General features: G+C 46.8%; 16 protein-coding genes. 8 read left to right on the forward strand and 8 right to left on the reverse strand.

Features of this window, described 5'->3' with window-relative positions; all coding sequences use genetic code 11:
- The first annotated feature begins 35 nt into the window (after positions 1-35).
- Both rph and pyrE read left to right on the forward strand, forming a co-directional pair.
- Positions 36-749: a ribonuclease PH gene (gene rph / locus KXJ80_RS04555; protein WP_011073930.1), complete on the forward strand. Its 714-nt coding sequence runs from the start codon at positions 36-38 to the stop codon at positions 747-749.
- Positions 750-845: 96 nt separating this feature from the next.
- Positions 846-1,493 carry an orotate phosphoribosyltransferase gene (gene pyrE / locus KXJ80_RS04560; protein ID WP_218737915.1) on the forward strand — a complete coding sequence of 216 codons (648 nt, stop codon included), beginning with the start codon at positions 846-848 and terminating at the stop codon, positions 1,491-1,493.
- A gap of 86 nt (positions 1,494-1,579) precedes the next feature.
- Here the strand turns inward: pyrE and folE are convergent, their stop codons facing one another.
- The 5 genes from folE to coaBC form a co-directional block, all read right to left on the reverse strand.
- Positions 1,580-2,230 (reverse strand): GTP cyclohydrolase I FolE, encoded by a 651-nt coding sequence (gene folE, locus KXJ80_RS04565; protein WP_037422910.1) that lies wholly within the window; start codon positions 2,228-2,230, stop codon positions 1,580-1,582.
- Positions 2,231-2,780: 550 nt separating this feature from the next.
- Positions 2,781-4,766 (reverse strand): S9 family peptidase, encoded by a 1,986-nt coding sequence (locus tag KXJ80_RS04570; protein ID WP_218737916.1) that lies wholly within the window; start codon positions 4,764-4,766, stop codon positions 2,781-2,783.
- Positions 4,767-4,900: 134 nt separating this feature from the next.
- Entirely contained in the window at positions 4,901-5,494 is a 594-nt protein-coding gene (gene slmA / locus KXJ80_RS04575; RefSeq protein ID WP_011073926.1) for a nucleoid occlusion factor SlmA, read from the reverse strand.
- Between the two features lie 31 nt (positions 5,495-5,525).
- The gene (dut, locus tag KXJ80_RS04580; protein WP_011624324.1) at positions 5,526-5,984 is read right to left on the reverse strand and encodes a dUTP diphosphatase; all 459 of its coding nucleotides are present in this window, start codon (positions 5,982-5,984) and stop codon (positions 5,526-5,528) included.
- Positions 5,981-7,213 (reverse strand): bifunctional phosphopantothenoylcysteine decarboxylase/phosphopantothenate--cysteine ligase CoaBC, encoded by a 1,233-nt coding sequence (gene coaBC / locus KXJ80_RS04585; RefSeq protein WP_203433707.1) that lies wholly within the window; start codon positions 7,211-7,213, stop codon positions 5,981-5,983. The genes dut and coaBC overlap by 4 nt, the downstream gene beginning before the upstream one ends.
- Before the next feature lie 119 nt (positions 7,214-7,332).
- Between coaBC and radC the strand changes: the two genes are divergently transcribed.
- From radC to KXJ80_RS04610, 5 genes are all read left to right on the forward strand, one after another.
- Positions 7,333-8,010: a RadC family protein gene (radC, locus tag KXJ80_RS04590; RefSeq protein ID WP_011073923.1), complete on the forward strand. Its 678-nt coding sequence runs from the start codon at positions 7,333-7,335 to the stop codon at positions 8,008-8,010.
- A 121-nt stretch (positions 8,011-8,131) separates the two neighbouring features.
- The gene (gene rpmB / locus KXJ80_RS04595) at positions 8,132-8,368 is read left to right on the forward strand and encodes a 50S ribosomal protein L28 (protein WP_006079870.1); all 237 of its coding nucleotides are present in this window, start codon (positions 8,132-8,134) and stop codon (positions 8,366-8,368) included.
- Between the two features lie 6 nt (positions 8,369-8,374).
- On the forward strand, positions 8,375-8,548 hold the full coding sequence (gene rpmG / locus KXJ80_RS04600) for a 50S ribosomal protein L33 (RefSeq protein WP_006079871.1): 174 nt from the start codon (positions 8,375-8,377) through the stop codon (positions 8,546-8,548).
- A 313-nt stretch (positions 8,549-8,861) separates the two neighbouring features.
- Positions 8,862-10,181, forward strand: coding sequence for an amino-acid N-acetyltransferase (gene argA, locus KXJ80_RS04605; RefSeq protein WP_055647679.1), 1,320 nt, complete (start codon positions 8,862-8,864; stop codon positions 10,179-10,181).
- A gap of 103 nt (positions 10,182-10,284) precedes the next feature.
- Positions 10,285-10,803 (forward strand): PH domain-containing protein, encoded by a 519-nt coding sequence (locus KXJ80_RS04610; RefSeq protein ID WP_047534474.1) that lies wholly within the window; start codon positions 10,285-10,287, stop codon positions 10,801-10,803.
- 52 nt (positions 10,804-10,855) lie between these two features.
- Here KXJ80_RS04610 and rarD read toward each other — a convergent pair whose 3' ends face one another.
- Both rarD and KXJ80_RS04620 read right to left on the reverse strand, forming a co-directional pair.
- Entirely contained in the window at positions 10,856-11,743 is an 888-nt protein-coding gene (rarD, locus tag KXJ80_RS04615) for an EamA family transporter RarD (RefSeq protein ID WP_037422891.1), read from the reverse strand.
- A gap of 216 nt (positions 11,744-11,959) precedes the next feature.
- Positions 11,960-12,424, reverse strand: coding sequence for a thioesterase family protein (locus KXJ80_RS04620; protein WP_218737917.1), 465 nt, complete (start codon positions 12,422-12,424; stop codon positions 11,960-11,962).
- 275 nt (positions 12,425-12,699) lie between these two features.
- Between KXJ80_RS04620 and recQ the strand changes: the two genes are divergently transcribed.
- Entirely contained in the window at positions 12,700-14,523 is a 1,824-nt protein-coding gene (recQ, locus tag KXJ80_RS04625) for a DNA helicase RecQ (RefSeq protein WP_047534485.1), read from the forward strand.
- On the opposite strand, the gene KXJ80_RS04630 is transcribed toward recQ, so the two are convergent.
- The gene (locus KXJ80_RS04630; RefSeq protein ID WP_218737918.1) at positions 14,505-16,292 is read right to left on the reverse strand and encodes a diguanylate cyclase domain-containing protein; all 1,788 of its coding nucleotides are present in this window, start codon (positions 16,290-16,292) and stop codon (positions 14,505-14,507) included. The genes recQ and KXJ80_RS04630 overlap by 19 nt on opposite strands.
- Positions 16,293-16,663 lie beyond the last annotated feature (371 nt).

Here is a 16,663-nt window from a genome sequence, read left to right on the forward strand (position 1 = left end):
AAATCGGTCAATGACTCAGAATACAGGAATTTCGCATGCGTCCAAGTAACAGAACGCCAGCACAAACACGCCCCATTACTATCACTCGCCAATTTACGGCCCATGCCGAAGGTTCTGTGTTAGTCGAATTTGGCGAAACTAAAGTGCTTTGTACCGCCAGTTTTACTGAAGGTGTACCGCGTTTCCTTAAAGGTCAGGGTCAAGGCTGGGTGACGGCGGAATACGGCATGTTGCCACGCTCAACCCATAGTCGTATGGACCGTGAAGCCGCTCGCGGCAAGCAATCTGGCCGCACGCAAGAAATTCAACGTCTTATCGGCCGTGCGTTGCGTGCCTGTGTGGATATGAAAGCGCTGGGTGAAAACACCATTGTCATCGATTGTGATGTGATCCAAGCTGATGGCGGTACTCGCACCGCGTCAATCACTGGTGCTTGTGTCGCCTTAGTGGATGCGCTTAACTGGGCTCGTGGTAAAGGCATTATTAAATCTAACCCGCTTAAGTTCTTAATCGCTGCGGTCAGCGTGGGTATCTACAACGGTGAAGCGATAAGCGACCTAGAGTATGTTGAAGACAGCGCTGCCGAAACCGATATGAACGTGGTAATGACAGAAACCGGTAAGATTATCGAAATTCAAGGCACTGCCGAAGGTGAGCCGTTTACTCACGAAGAGTTGATTGAGCTACTTGGTTTAGCGAAGAACAGTATTCGCGAAATCGTCGATGTGCAGAAAGCCGCATTAAATTAATTGTTATTGATAAAAAGCCCCGTTATGGGGCTTTTTATTAAATCAATATTGCTATAACCCAATAAAAATAGAACGTTAAAGTCGTAAGGAGAGATTGTGAAAGCCTATCAACGTGAGTTTATTGAATTTGCCCTTGAGCGTCAGGTGTTGCGATTCGGCGAGTTTACCCTTAAATCGGGCCGTATCAGTCCTTACTTCTTTAATGCTGGCCTATTCAATACTGGCCGTGATTTAGCGCGTTTAGGGCGTTTTTATGCGGCGGCGTTAGTGGATTCTGGCATAGAGTACGATCTGTTGTTTGGCCCAGCTTACAAAGGTATTCCGATTGCGACCACGACAGCGGTGGCTTTGTGCGAACATCACAATATCGATATTCCTTACTGCTTTAACCGTAAAGAGAAAAAAGATCACGGTGAGGGCGGTAGCTTAGTCGGTAGCGAGCTTAAAGGTCGGGTGATGCTGGTGGATGATGTGATCACTGCGGGAACGGCGATCCGTGAGTCGATGGAAATCATCGAAGCTCATCAAGCGCAGCTCGCTGGCGTATTAATTGCGCTGGATAGACAAGAAAAGGGCAAGGGCGAATTGTCGGCCATCCAAGAGGTTGAGCGTGATTTTGGCTGTGGTATTGTGGCGATTATCAAGCTTGCGGATCTGATCAGCTTTTTATCTGAAAAACCAGGTATGGAAGCGCAACTAGCAGCGGTAAGCCAGTACCGTGAGCAGTATGGCATCGAGGCCTAATAAGGCTTAGCGTGTTATAAACCGCTAAAACAGAAACGCTGCGATCCTGTCGCAGCGTTTTCTTATATCTCACACAAAGTAAGGTCTTACTTCGACTGGTGTAAAAACTCGGCGCGGGTCGCGGGGTTGGATTTAAAAATGCCACCTAAGGCCGTAGTGGTGGTTGAGCTGGTGGAGTCCATTACGCCGCGGGATTTTACGCAGTAATGCACCGCATCCATTTTAACCGCAACATCTTTAGTTTCGAGCAAGGTCTGCAGCGCGACTAACACTTGCTGAGTCAAACGCTCTTGTACCTGAGGACGTTGGGCAAAGAAACGTACAATGCGGTTAATCTTTGATAAACCAATAATTTTTTTACGTGGAAGATACGCAATGGTTGCCGTGCCATCAATAGTGACAAGGTGATGTTCACAGGTACTGGTCAGGCTAATATCCTGTACGCGCACCATTTCATCAAAGCCCATTTTGTTATCAATCACAGTGATCTTCGGGAAGTTCGCATAATCTAGACCGGAGAAGATTTCGTCGACATACATTTTGGCGATGCGGCGTGGGGTATCGGCAAGACTGTCATCAGAAAGATCCAGTGACATGAGCGTCAGAATTTCCTTCATATGGTGTTCAATCTTGTCCTTACGCTCTTCAGGAGTAAACACACTGGGGAGCATGGGGGTTTCAAGTCCGCGCTCTTGTAGGGCGGCCTGTACTTTTACTGCTGCTTCACTTAATGACATTTTTATCCTCCACTACTTCAGTAGCGGCTATCACTGAAAACCTAGCACTGGTCGCTGAATATCAGCAATCAGGCGCGCTAGGGTATAAATCGATTCGTTGTCACTTGGACAAGAACAAGGTGGGGCAGAATAGCGCGAATTGCGGATAATTCATACCAAAAAACGCTTACGCTGAAGATGAAAAAGCCGATAGTCCTTATCGATTATCGGCTCCTTGGGGCGCTAAAACATCATTATCTTGATGAAGATAGAAGGGCGTGTTGACGTTTCAGGGTTATTTTTGCAGCAATGTGGCTGGCTTTTATGCAAGGCAAAGTCCGTGCAGTGTAGTTATTCTACATAAACGGACGATAACGCGGCAGAAAAGCCAGCCAAATGCTGCCCGAAGGGTTCGTCTGGCAAGCCCTTGCTCTTACTTTCAGTCATAAGAGCCGCTCGTCATTTGAGTAGAATAACTACACATCATTCCTCGTTTCGCGAGCACGTGCTTGCCAGAACGAACAAAATTTAATCTCGAAACGTCAACACGCCCTAGTTATTTTAGTGAGTACTAAAGTTTTAGGTTAGTTTTTAAGAAGCTCAGCATCTGATCGTAATACTTGGCTCTATGAGTATCGTTATAAAAACCATGACCTTCGCTATCCATCACCAGTTTTTGGTAGGGATAATTATGGGCTTTGAGGGCTTTTTCGAGTGATTCCAACTGTTCAATTGGCGCTCGCTCATCTTCACCACCGTGAACGAGTAAGAGGTTCGCTTTTAATTTAGCAACGTTTTCAGAGGGAGACATGGCTTTTAGGGTGGCTTTATCTTGGCCAAGTACGTCCTTAAGATAGCTTGTTCCTGAACGTGTTCTGGCGATGTCACCTTCATTAAACATCAACTCCAGATCATACACACCGGCAACCCCTACCGCGCATTTAAACATATCGGGCGCCAATACCGCGCTTTGTAGTGCGCTATAGCCGCCAAAGCTACCGCCAGCGATACATACCCGTTCCTTATCGGCAAAGCCTTGGTCAATGACGTATTGAGTTGCGTCTATTATGTCGTGCTGAATATCGGAGCCCCATTTTCGATAGCCAGCTTGCTGGAAGGCCTCACCATAACCACCTGAGCCGCGGAAGTTAACCTGCAACACCGCCATGCCGTTTTGAGCAAGTAATTGATTTTGTGGATCAAATCCCCACCAGTCACGAATGCCATGGGGACCGCCATGGGGATTAACGACAAAGGGTAAATTTTTGGCTTCTTTGCCGAAGGGTAAGGTTAAATAGCCATGTATTTTCTGGCCATCGCGGTTAGTGAAGCTAATAGGTTTGACCTCCGCCATTTGCTCTGGGTCGAGCCATTTACGGGCGGCGGATAGATACTCTAGCTTGAGCTTTTTCGTATCAAACACATAGTAATCACCGGGATTGCGGTCATTAAATGCAATCACCACCAATTGCTCACCATTACGGGTTTCGCTGACAATCCGTACTTGATGCCCAGGTAGGGCAGCAATTAAATCCTTAAGTAGTTTGGCGTGGCTGTCGTTGTTATCCACAAAGGCATAGCTTGGATAGCCATTTTCAAACTCAACGGCATAAAGCTGCTTATTGGTACCGTTGATCCAGAAGTTATTGGGATCAACGACCTCATCTTGAATGATCTCGGCCTTCTCGCCTGTTTCGAGGTTGATGCGATAGACGCCTAAGGTTTCAGTGCCTACTCGACCCGCAGCATAGATGGTATTTTTATTATCAGCGAAGGAGATCGGTGTAAAATCACTTAAGCCAAGGTTGAGTTTATCGGTATTTATCCACTCGCCATCTTTGCGGTAAAACACTTTAGTGATGTTTTTGCTGTCTTTTCCTGCCACAAAGCGGACTTCACCATCATGGTCGGTCATAAAGCGAGCTTGGCCTATGGGAGAGCCTGTGATGCGTTTACGCACCCCGCTAAAAAGGTCAACGCGGTAGACATCCTGAGGCGTTTCACTCAAGTCTGGGGCACCAGTCCATGGGAGCGCATTGACCAGCATATAGCGTTCATCATCCGGAAGAGGATCCAGAATGAATGCTGTGGCATTTATGGCTGTGTTTTTCTTGATATTTGAACCTGTCTGTTGCTCACCGCTGTTATATCCAAAGAGATATTTAGGGCGAGAACCATCGGCGTTGACCGCCATTAATTCGCCGTAGTATTGGGGCACATCGCTCCAGCCCTTAAGGTATTCTTTTGCCAGTACAATACGCTCGCTATTGGCCCATTCATAGGTGCCTACCTGGGCGTTGCTTGGGAAGCGAATCGCATTCAGCAGTTTTTTGGTTTGAGCATCTAATACTATGAGTACATTTTTACCCTCAACACTGGTAATTGCACTTAAGTATTTGCCGGTAGGTGATATTTTCACATCAGCGTACTCATCACCGCGACTGAATAATTGTGATTGTGATAATGCATTCTTGGCCGATGTTTCAGCCGCGAATGTGTTGATTGGCATGATGGGTAAGCAAATTACGGCCAATGCAGCAAATGGCAAATATTTCATCTGACATCCTTGTAATATTATTGTGGTTTTAGTTTTAACAATGTGTAAACAAGATTAAAGCAAAAGCACTACTGATACAAGAAGTCGGGATAAAAGAAAGGACGGTGATTACCGTCCTTTATGTTGATAAATCATTAGCTTTGTAACAGCTGATGCTGAATAAAGCGCCATTGTTCATCGAAGTGCTGAGTCGGTTTGAGTTTAAACTCGCTGCGGACAAATTGAGCAATTCGTCCCTCAGCGAAGGCTAACAGCAAATTAGCTAAAATAGCCTCATCTAAATTAAAGCCTTTGCCTTCTCGCAGGGTCTTTTCCCGCAAAATTTGCTTAAGTTGAGTTTCTATTTTTGCAAATAGCGTACTAATGCGGCTACGCAGACGCTCATTTTCACCTAAAAGCGCATCACCATTGAGGACGCGCGAGATCCCTGGATTACGTTCGGCGAAAATCAATAACAACTGTAGTACTAATTGACAGCGTTTCATGGTGTCTTTTTCATCATCCATGATGATGTTGATACGGGAGAGTAATGATTCTTCAATAAACTCAATTAACCCTTCAAACATCCGCGCTTTACTCGGGAAGTGCCGATAGAGTGCCGCTTCCGATACGCCGACTTCTGAGGCGAGTTTAGCGGTGGTAATACGTTGTCCTGGGCTGGTTTCTAGCATTTGTGCTAGGCATTGCAGTATGTGTTCACGACGATTAATTTTTGGGCTTACAGCCATTGCAGTATCCTTCGCTCAATAACGATTCAGGTTATTTAGTGCCAGAATGGCCAAATCCACCTTCACCACGGTCTGAGCTATCGAACTCATCAACGAGTTTGAATTGTGCTTGTACCACAGGGACAAACACCAGTTGTGCGAGACGATCACCGATTTCTAAGGTAAATGGGGTATCGCTGCGGTTCCAACAAGAGACCATTAAGGGACCTTGATAATCCGAATCGATAAGCCCAACCAGATTTCCAAGGACGATACCGTGTTTGTGGCCAAGGCCTGAACGGGGCAGGATCACGGCGGCAAGGCCTGGATCGGCTACGTGGATGGCGATACCTGTGGGGATTAACTGCGTCTCACCTGGGGCTATGGTCATTGTGGTATCTATCATGGCGCGAAGATCCATGCCTGCGCTGCCTGGTGTGGCATAGGCAGGCAGCGGGAATTCAGAGCCAATACGGGAATCGAGGATCTTTAATTCAATCGGTGTTTTCATTTGTGTTGTTTTTCTTTCACTATCAACGAAAGTAATTGGCGAGCCAACGTGAGTTTATCGGTAGCAGGCAAATCTTGACTACCCTGTGGCCAGAATACGCGCAGGGCATTGGCATCGGCGTTAAAGCCTAGACCAGCAACGGATACATCGTTTGCCGCGATCATATTCAAATTTTTACGTTTGAGTTTATCGCGGGCGTAGGTCTCTACATCATGGGTTTCTGCGGCAAATCCCACCATAAAAGGACGGTTTGCCAAGCTTGCGACCGTCGCTAAGATATCAGGATTCCTCACCAGCGCAAGTTGCATTTCTTCCGCTGACTTTTTGATTTTACTGGTGGCAATATCGCTGACTCGGTAGTCAGCAACCGCCGCACAGCCGATAAAAATATCTTTATTATCAACATTCTCCATCACAGCATCGAGCATATTCTGTGCCGATTCGACATTGATGCGCCTCACCCCTTCAGGCGTGGCTAAATTTACGGGTCCTGCGACCAAGGTCACATCGGCGCCCATATCGGCCGCGGCCTTCGCTAAGGCAAAGCCCATCTTGCCAGAGCTGTGATTAGAGATATAGCGTACAGGGTCGATGGCTTCGCGGGTTGGGCCTGCGGTGATCAGTACCGATTGGCCTGCTAGCGGTTGTGATTCCTGTTCAGCATAGACATCTTTTGTTGCAAAAAAGCGACTCGCAAGTTCGGCAATTTCGAGCGGTTCGAGCATGCGGCCTGGGCCCACTTCACCGCAGGCTTGACTGCCACTTGCCGGTCCCCAAAGGGTGTAACCACGGCTTTGTAAACTGGCTAAATTGGCTTGAGTGGCGAGATTACGATACATCTGCTGATTCATCGCAGGGCAGAGCGCAATTGGCGCTTCAGTGGCAAGACAAGTGGTGGTGATAAGCTCATCCGCCATGCCTGCATTGATACGGGCCAGTAAATTCGCCGTTGCAGGGGCGATAATGACTAAATCGGCCCAGCGCGCCAGTTCAATATGCCCCATCGCCGCTTCGGCAGCGGGATCGAGTAAGCTCGATGATACAGGATGTCCTGATAAGGCTTGCAGTGTGAGTGGGGTAATAAATTCCATCGCACTTTGGCTCATGACCACACGTACATCAAAGCCGCGTTCTTTTAAGCGGCGCACTAAATCCGCACTTTTGTAGGCCGCAATGCCGCCACCAATACCCAGCAGGACGTTTTTCGTTATCAGGCTCACAGACATCATCCGAGATTGAAATAATGTCGCCAACCATACCACAAAGCGATGAATTGGCGTGACTGTCCCAGTTCAAAAAATCTCGTCCATACTTGCTAAAGTAAAAATATGCGACGACAGGAGGTCACATGGCGATTAAGGATTGGCCAGAGGGCGAAGGGCCGCGGGATAAGTTATTGCTAAAAGGCGCTAGTCATCTCTCGGATGCCGAATTACTGGCGGTGTTGTTGCGTAATGGCCTGTCTGGGCTGAATGCCGTAGACCTTGCCCGCTCACTTATTCAAGAATTTGGTGGTTTAAGAAGCTTACTTTGTGCACCAAAGCATCAGGTGTGTCGACTTCCTGGCGTGGGACCTGTAAAATACGCCCAGCTTCAAGCCGCGGCTGAATTAGCGAGGCGTGTGGCACAAGAAAACCTGCAGAGAGGTCAGGTTTTGACAAATCCCGATTTAACTCGGGATTATTTAATGAGACAATTAGCTGACCGCTCCTATGAAGTGTTCGCAATTTTGCTGCTGGATAGCCAGCATAGAGTGATTCAGTTCGTCGAATTATTCCGCGGAACAATAGATTCAGCCTCAGTGTACCCACGTGAAGTGGTGAGCTTAGTGCTGGAGAAAAAGGCTGCTGCCGTCATAGTGTGTCACAATCATCCGTCTGGTATTGCCGAGCCCAGTCAGGCTGACAGACGAATAACTGAGCGATTAAAAAATGCGTTGGCAACCATAGATGTATCCCTGTTGGATCATATGGTTGTTGGTGATCGAGAGATAGTTTCCTTCGCGGAACGAGGCTGGATTAATTAATCTAACACTTGATCTTCACTCTGTGATCGTGTATAAAATGCGCCCTCTTTGTGCCTCGGGCGACGGCCATACGAGGCACATTAATGCTCGAGCGTTAAAATTGTTTTTGGAGAAGATTGACATGTCAAGAGTATGCCAAGTTACTGGCAAGAAGCCGATGGTTGGTAACAACCGTTCGCACGCAAAAAACGCGACCCGTCGTCGTTTTTTACCTAACCTACAAAACCACCGTTTTTGGTTAGAAGAAGAAAAACGTTTCGTACAGTTACGTGTATCTACTAAAGGTATCCGTCTGATCGATAAGAAAGGTATTGAAGTTGTTGTTGCTGAACTTCGTGCCCGTGGCGAGAAGGTGTAATAGATCATGGCTAAAGCTAAAGGTAATCGTGAGAAGATCAAATTAGTTTCTACAGCTAAAACTGGTCACTTCTACACAACTGAAAAAAACAAGCGTAACATGCCAGAAAAAATGGAAATCAAAAAATTTGATCCAGTTATTCGTCAGCACGTTATCTACAAAGAAGCAAAAATCAAGTAATCCTTGTTTAGTGTTTCGAGAAAAGCCCCTTATCTAAGGGGCTTTTTTTTTGGCTTTTCGTCATCAAGATGAGATAAATCTGTCCCATACTTGGCGAGTGCGACTAAAGCATATCTAGTTAAAAAAATGTGATCATTTATCAAAAGTGCAATTTTTTGAAAATATAAGCACTTTATTGTATTAAAACTGCATTTTAATGAGAATAAATTCTTTATTGGTGAATTAAAATGCAATACTATACGCGGGTTTTCGTTATTCACTCCTGGTAAGCCATTTTGGGGTTACCAGCTTAAATATGAGGTGTAAACAACGCGTGCGTACCACTGAACTGGTTGATGGATTTCGTCATTCCGCCCCTTACGTTAATGCCCATAGAGGGAAAACCTTTGTGGTGATGTTGGGTGGCGAGGCTTTAGCACAAAATCAATTTCGCGGCATTTTGAATGACGTGGCGTTGTTACACAGTTTGGGTATTAAAGTGGTGTTGGTGTATGGCGCGAGGCCGCAAATCGATGCAGCGTTAGCCGCCAATGGGATTGAACCTGCCTACCACGAAGGTGTACGTATCACGGATGAAGACTCACTCAAAGTCATTAAGCAAGTCGCGGGTGCATTACAGTTTGATATTACCGCGCGTTTATCGATGAGTTTAAGCAATACGCCGATGCAAGGTGCGCAAATTAACTTAGTCAGCGGTAACTTTGTGATTGCTCAGCCACTGGGCGTCGATAATGGTGTGGATTTTTGTCTAAGCGGCAAAGTGCGCCGTATCGATACTCAAGGGCTTAAGCGTCAGCTCGATAACCACTGTATCGTGTTGATGGGGCCGATTGCTGCATCCGTCACTGGCGAAAGCTTTAACCTCACGGCTGAAGAGATTGCCACTCAGGTTGCTATCAAGCTGAAGGCTGACAAGATGATTGGCTTTAGTTCGCAAAACGGCATTCTCGATCGCAATGGTGATGTGATTGCTGAATTAATGCCAAATGATGCGCAAAATATTCTGACTAAGCTTGCTGAGCAAGGTTCTGCCTGTGTGGGCACGATGGCTTTCCTCAAGGCAAGTATTGATGCGTGCCGTAATGGGGTGCCCCGTTGTCATTTGGTTAGCTATCTTGATGATGGTGCCTTGCTGCAGGAGTTGTTCTCCCGCGAAGGCATAGGTACGCAAATCGTAACAGAGAGCGCTGAGCGCCTGCGCCGCGCATCGATTAGCGATATTGGCGGCATATTGAATTTAATCCGTCCTCTGGAAGAGCAAGGGATTTTGGTGCGCCGGAGTCGTGAGCAGCTTGAGATTGAGATCGAGCAGTTTATGTTGATTGAGCGAGACGGCTTAGTGATTGGCTGCGCGGCTCTGTATCCGTTCGAAGAAGATAATGCCGGTGAGTTTGCTTGCCTTGTGGTGCACCCTGATTATCGTGATGCGGATAGGGGCAGTCTGCTGCTGAAAAACATCATAGGTCAGGCGCGTCATCGGGGTTATTCCCGTTTGTTTGCCTTGACTACCCGCAGCATTCACTGGTTCTTAGAACATGGCTTTGTGATCGAAGATGTTGATGCATTGCCACAGAAGAAAAAGCAGCTGTATAACTATCAGCGCCGCTCTAAAATTCTCGCCCTTGATCTGTAAGCTTTTTACGCTTGATAAGATGCCAGCCTAGCGCTGGCATTTTTGTTGACATAATATGTCTTTGTTGGCAGATTAAGCTTTTCTTCCTTAAGGACTGCCCACCATGGTGACTCAGTTTTTCTCCCTCGCGCCTCTGACTCAAACTTCAATTTTAAGCTTTATTATCTTGCTGTTAGGTTTAGCTGGCGTACTGTGGATGTTGTGGGTTAAACCTATGCCGAAAGTGGCTAAATCTGCGAGCTTAGGCATCTTGTTAGTAATGATTGGCGGATTTTCTTGGGTGTTTTATCAATCCCATAATGCTGAAATCGCGCTAACCGACACCGAGCTAAAACTCGATATTCCCTTCTATAAAGTGCAATTAGCGCGTTCCGAACTGTTAGTCGAGCAGGCGCGTCTTATCGACTTGAAGCTGGAGGCGGATTTGGTACCCAGCTTTAAAACCAATGGTATCGGTATGCCAGGGTTTCAACTCGGCTGGTTTAATTTGAAGGGGAAGGGCAAGGCATTTGTGGCAGTGACGGATAAATCCGAGCTAGTGTTAGTGCCAACGACGCGAGGCTACAATCTGCTCTTATCTGTACCCGAGGGCGAGAAATTTTTAGCCCAACTACAAAAGTAGCAGGTCCAGTACACTTACCACTACTTTTGTAACCATTGGCTACAGCGCGATATTATCGCGCCGTTTTGCGTTTATAGGCCATATCGAAGGTGAACACCAGCAGGGCGCTCCAGATAAAACCAAAGGTGATGCTCTTCTCTGCATCGAAGGGTTCATTGAATAAGGTTACTGCGAGAATAAACATAATACTCGGGCCGATATATTGGAAAAAGCCGAGCATAGACAATGGAATGCGTACCGCTGCACCAGCAAAACACAATAGTGGAATCGTGGTAACAATCCCGGCTGCCATCAACAATAAATTAAGGTGCCAATCGTTGGTGAGCATATTCGCCGTGGCGCTATCTAAGGTCGCAACCAGATAAACCAATGCGACCGGTAGCAGAATGGCGGTTTCGACTAGCAGACCCGATTTAGCATCCACGTTGACCTTTTTACGTAGCAGAGCATATACCCCGAAGGTGCCCGCTAAGGCGAGGGAGACAATGGGGATTGAGCCGAATGAGACTAATTGGATCAGCACGCCAGTACTCGCCAGCGCGACAGCAAACCATTGCAACTTACGTAATCTTTCCCCTAAAAACAGCATGCCGAGCAGCACATTGAGTAATGGGTTAATAAAATAGCCTAGGCTAGCATCGAGCATATGATCATTATTCACTGCCCAGATAAAAATCAACCAGTTACCTGCAATTAATAGGGAGGTGATGGTGAGTACGAGTAGCTGTTTTGGCTGTTTAAACAGCTGGCGCAGTTTTCCAAAGCCACCGATAAACAGCATGATGATCACCATAAATACAAATGACCAGATCACCCGATGCAGTAAAATTTCGGTCGCCGAAACATGGTGGAGTAGTTTGAAATATAAGGGCGCAAATCCCCACATACAGTAAGCACTGACGGCAAGTAGGATCCCTTTGCGGTATTCGGTATCAGGCATGAGACATCTTCGAAGGACAACAGGACGGCGATTGTAGGAGGCTATGGGAATTGACTCAAGGTGTGTACAGCCGCCTTTTTCGTTACAGGATGTCTCTAATGGCGAGTGCTCAACAAAAAGAATAGGGGAAAAACCTGAATAATCAAGGTGTTTCCCTTTTGTTTATTGATGTTGAATGCGATAAAGAAATCTTGAAAAACCATGGGTGACAACGGACTATCCCACCATATAAGTGCCAGTGCCGAAGGCGATATGGGTTCCTTGCTCGTTGTGTAACTCCATTCGGCAGACCGAGACGCGATTGCCAGCTCGGATCACACTGCCAGTGCCAGTGAAAATCTGTCCACGCCCGGGGCGCAGGTAATCGACACGCATATCAATAGTGCCTAAGGTTTGCAGCCGTTGCTGTAACTCTTCAAGCGTCCAATCATCACGGCTAGCGACCAGTCCTGCAAAGGCGGTGAGCCCTCCTACGACATCAAGCACTGTGGCGGTGACACCACCGTGGAGAATTTGTTGATGAATATTGCCAATGAGCTCTGGCTTCATATTGATCACCACTTCAACGCCATCTATGTCGTAGCGCTTGATATCCAGACCCAATAAATTATGAAACGGCACGTGCTGGTCAAACACTTCGGCAACACGTTTGAGTACTTCGGCTTGAATTGGGTTTGTCATGCAGTTCGTCCTTGTAGGCTGTAGGGCTTCTTAGAATAGGGTCGAAGTGTGCGTAATGGCATTCGACTTAGAGCAATTAATCTACCGCTAAGCCTATGCCTAATGCAACTTAAGCCGCTGTGCTGGCAAATCGTCTTCGGTGTTGTGATGAGCAGTGGAAGTAGGCTAAGTCTATCCTCTGGTTGTTAGCGTGGGTCAGTTTGGGCAAGATGGCGCAAGACAGGAGCGATTCTGTCCTTTAGAATAGGCGCCCTTACTTTTTAGCTAGAAGATCCATGGAAACTCAGTTACTCGACATACATGATGATCCGCTGTCCCAACGCCTAGCGCAGGTGTTTGGTTACCGTGACTTTAGGGACGGTCAACGCGAGATTATCGAACGTGTATGCAGTGGTGAGGACTGCCTGGTGATCATGCCCACCGGCGGCGGTAAGAGTCTGTGTTACCAGTTGCCCGCACTGCTGATGCCTGGCATCACTATCGTGGTTTCACCACTGATTTCATTGATGAAAGATCAGGTCGACAGCCTGTTACAGACGGGGGTTAATGCCGCTTATTTAAACTCATCGCAGCCGCGGGAGCAGAGTGTAGAGGTGCTTAGGCAGTTGCATCGCGGCGAGCTCAAACTGCTGTATGTGTCCCCCGAGCGGTTGCTAACGGCTGATTTTATCGAGCGCATGCAGTCACTGCCGCTGTCGATGTTTGCTATTGACGAGGCGCACTGCATCAGCCAGTGGGGGCATGATTTTAGACCCGAATATGCCGCCCTTGGGCAGTTAAAGCAGCTTTTTCCCCATGTGCCAATGATGGCGCTCACCGCCACCGCGGATCAGGCGACGCGACAAAATATTTGCGAGCGCCTAGGGATTAATCCCTTTAAATTACTATCGAGTTTCGATCGGCCCAATATTCGCTATACGGTTGCCGAAAAACTCAATGCCGCGAATCAATTACGACAGTTTTTACTGCAACAAAATGGCAGTAGCGGCATTGTCTACTGTAGCAGTCGACGCCGCGTGGATGAGGTGGCAGAAAGGCTCACCCTGCAAGGGTTTCATGCTAAGGCTTACCATGCGGGCATGACGGCAGAAGAGCGCGGCGAAGTGCAGGATAGCTTCCTTAAAGATCAAATTGATATTGTCGTTGCGACCGTCGCCTTTGGTATGGGGATTAACAAATCCAACGTGCGCTTTGTGGTGCATTACGATATCCCGAAGAGTATCGAAGCTTATTATCAAGAAACTGGCCGAGCGGGCCGTGATGGACTCGAGGCCGAAGCCTTTATGCTGTTCGATCCCGCTGATATTGGTCGAGTGCGCCATCTTATCGAGCAATCGGAGCCAGGGCCGCAGCAGCAGGTGGATTTCCATAAACTCAATACCATGGCCGCCTTTGCCGAGGCGCAAACCTGTCGGCGCCAAGTGCTGTTGCATTACTTCGATGAAAGCGCATTAGAACCCTGTGGTAACTGTGATATTTGTCTTGACCCGCCTAAGCGTTATAACGGCACCGAAGATGCGCAGAAGGTGCTTTCTTGCATCTATCGTCTCGGGCAACGCTTTGGTATTAATCATTTGATTGAAGTGTTGCGTGGCTCCAAGGGGGCCGCGATTGTTGACCGTGGCCACGATAAGCTCAGTACATGGGGGATTGGTAAAGATAAGAGCCATGAGTATTGGCTGAGTGTTATTCGCCAACTGATCCATTTAGGCTTAGCGAGTCAAGATATTACTCGTGGCTCATCCATCACCTTAAATCCCTCTGCAAGGCCAATATTGAAGGGAGAGGTGGCGTTGATGTTGGCTGAGCCGCGTATCCAACTCACCAGCATAAAGCGTAAAACGACACAGTCGAGAGTGCCGCTTAACTATGATCGCAAGTTATTTGCCCGCCTTAAAACACTGCGCCGCACCATTGCCGAAGAGCAGGATGTGCCGCCTTATCTGGTGTTTAACGATGCTACTTTAGCGGAAATGGCGGCTATGATGCCGACAAGCCCTGGGGAAATGCTGGCAGTTAATGGCGTGGGGGAACGTAAACTCAGTCGATTTGGCGGTGAGTTCCTTGATGAAATCGCGGCTTATTTAGCGGGGGAGTAGTCGCTTTGTGTATCGGTCACCTTGAGTTTGCTGAGTTGATTGATATTGGCACGTTTCACTAAAGAATCCAAAGTATCAAACTGTTGCATCACTGCAATCCCGATATTGACCTTGCTTGATCCTTGTGATGTTTGAATTGTGGGCGTTAATTGGTTGACGACTCGTTGTGCGCCGCGGGCGGAGGTGTAAGGTAGCACTATCACAATTTCATCCATCGAATACCGTAATAGTATGTCTTGCTCACGGAGTTTATCTTGTAATTTATCGATCAAGGTTGGCAGATCGACTTGGCGAATTTGGCTAGCATTAAAAAGTAATAATGTCAGTGGATAAGCGCCCTGTTTGGCACTATGCAGGGTGAGCTCAAGCTGCTGAATAGGTGCAAGGCGCTTGGATTTGGTGTCAGGTGATGGGGCATGTTTATTTTGCTTATCAATAAAGTACCAAATGGCGCCACCTAAGAGTGTCATGCTCACTAAAAACAAGGTACTAAAGGCCCAATCTACATTCAGCTCATCCATTAAGGTGGGATTGCTCTGTGGATCATCTGCGCTGAGTTGCTGTAATCCCTGCTGATTTAATCTGGCTTTAAACTGCAAAATTCGCATGTTGTTTATTGATTCGTTAGCCAGTTCTGCGGCATCGAAGCGCTTTTGTAAAAATTCGTAGGCGAGTTTGTAGTTATCTTGAGTGTGGTAATAATCACTCAATATACCATAAAACCATTTAAGATCAGTATATTGCTTAAGCGTTTCGCCTTGTTCAATGGCAGAGTGCATGAGTGTTAGCGCTGCTTCATCCCTATGTTGTGCAAATCGTACTTGAGCGAGTAAACGAGTCGAACGCATCATGGCAACCTGTTGCTTTTGCTGCTTAAAAGTGTTCATTGCAATGGAGATATACTCTTCGGCTGTATCAATTTTGCCTTTATCAAGGGAAATTGAAGCCAGAATGGCATAGCTGTAGGCGAGTTCAAGTGGGGAGCCTATTTCTGGTAGTAAAGTTTTGGCTTGTTTTTCTAGTTGATCGCTGTATTCACGCTCACCATTATCTAGTGCAATCCGCGCGGCATTTCGCAGTAATATATGCCGGACTTTTCCTTGGGCATCAGCGCTTTTTAGCGCGAGCTTGGCGTAATACATGGCTTGGGGTAAATCTTCGGTGGCATAGAGTAAATTCCCCATCGCAGCATAGACATATCCCTCTGGCGGCCAGACCCAATTTTGCGTTTGAGTATGGATATCGGGATAGATATCAATAGCGATGCGTAAATCTTCAATTGCGGAGGAAAAATTCTCCGTATTGGTATCCAGTTGCCCTCTTAAGCGGAGTGCATCGATAAGGGCTTGGGGTTGCTGGTAGCGTCTAGCAAGAGTGATTGCGGAGTCCAGTATGGGTAATGCATCTTTAATATTGTCGTAATTTAGATAGGCATCGGCCTGACAATTCAAAAAATAGGGGCGTGCTTGATCTAATTTAAGCTGTTTAGCATGGGCTTCACCCATTTGCGCAAGATTAATCGCCGCTTCATTTTCACCGAGTTGTAACAGGTTTTGACACTTCAATATACTGAGGCGGAGCCTATCGATATCGTTTTTATTATCAGTGGATTGAGTGGATTGCAGTTTTTCTAATGCGGTAATTTGTGCCAAAGCCTTTGTTGGATACTGATAAACTTCCCATGTCAATTTATCTAACTGCTCATTAGCGCAAGCCCATAATGGCACAAGCCACAATAATAGGCTCAGCGCTAAGACGCGAAAATCCATTTTTTGCTCCATACCGTGCATTTATTCTAGTATCCGTAACTTCGGGCGAGGATTATAACGTGTCTCAGGTTATTTTTGCATAAAAAATGATTTTTTTGTTAAAAGTTTGAGGTGCAGCATTTAATTTATTTATCTTGTATTGCAAGGGATTAACAATACAACCTTGAGACAAACATATCTGTTTCTGCCATTTTGCAGCAGATATATTAAGGAACATGAAAAAAATTGGGGTTGACACATTTAGCCAAGCAAGTTAAATATTAACCAAAGCAATATTCAATCAACAGAATAAATATTTAATTTAAATGAATAGAATTAGCAGCAAACTCGACCTCCTCCTTCTATCTCTCGCGCCACAAACGCGGAGGTCT

The sequence above is a fragment of the Shewanella xiamenensis genome (genome assembly GCF_024971755.1).
GTDB classification, from domain to species: domain Bacteria; phylum Pseudomonadota; class Gammaproteobacteria; order Enterobacterales; family Shewanellaceae; genus Shewanella; species Shewanella xiamenensis.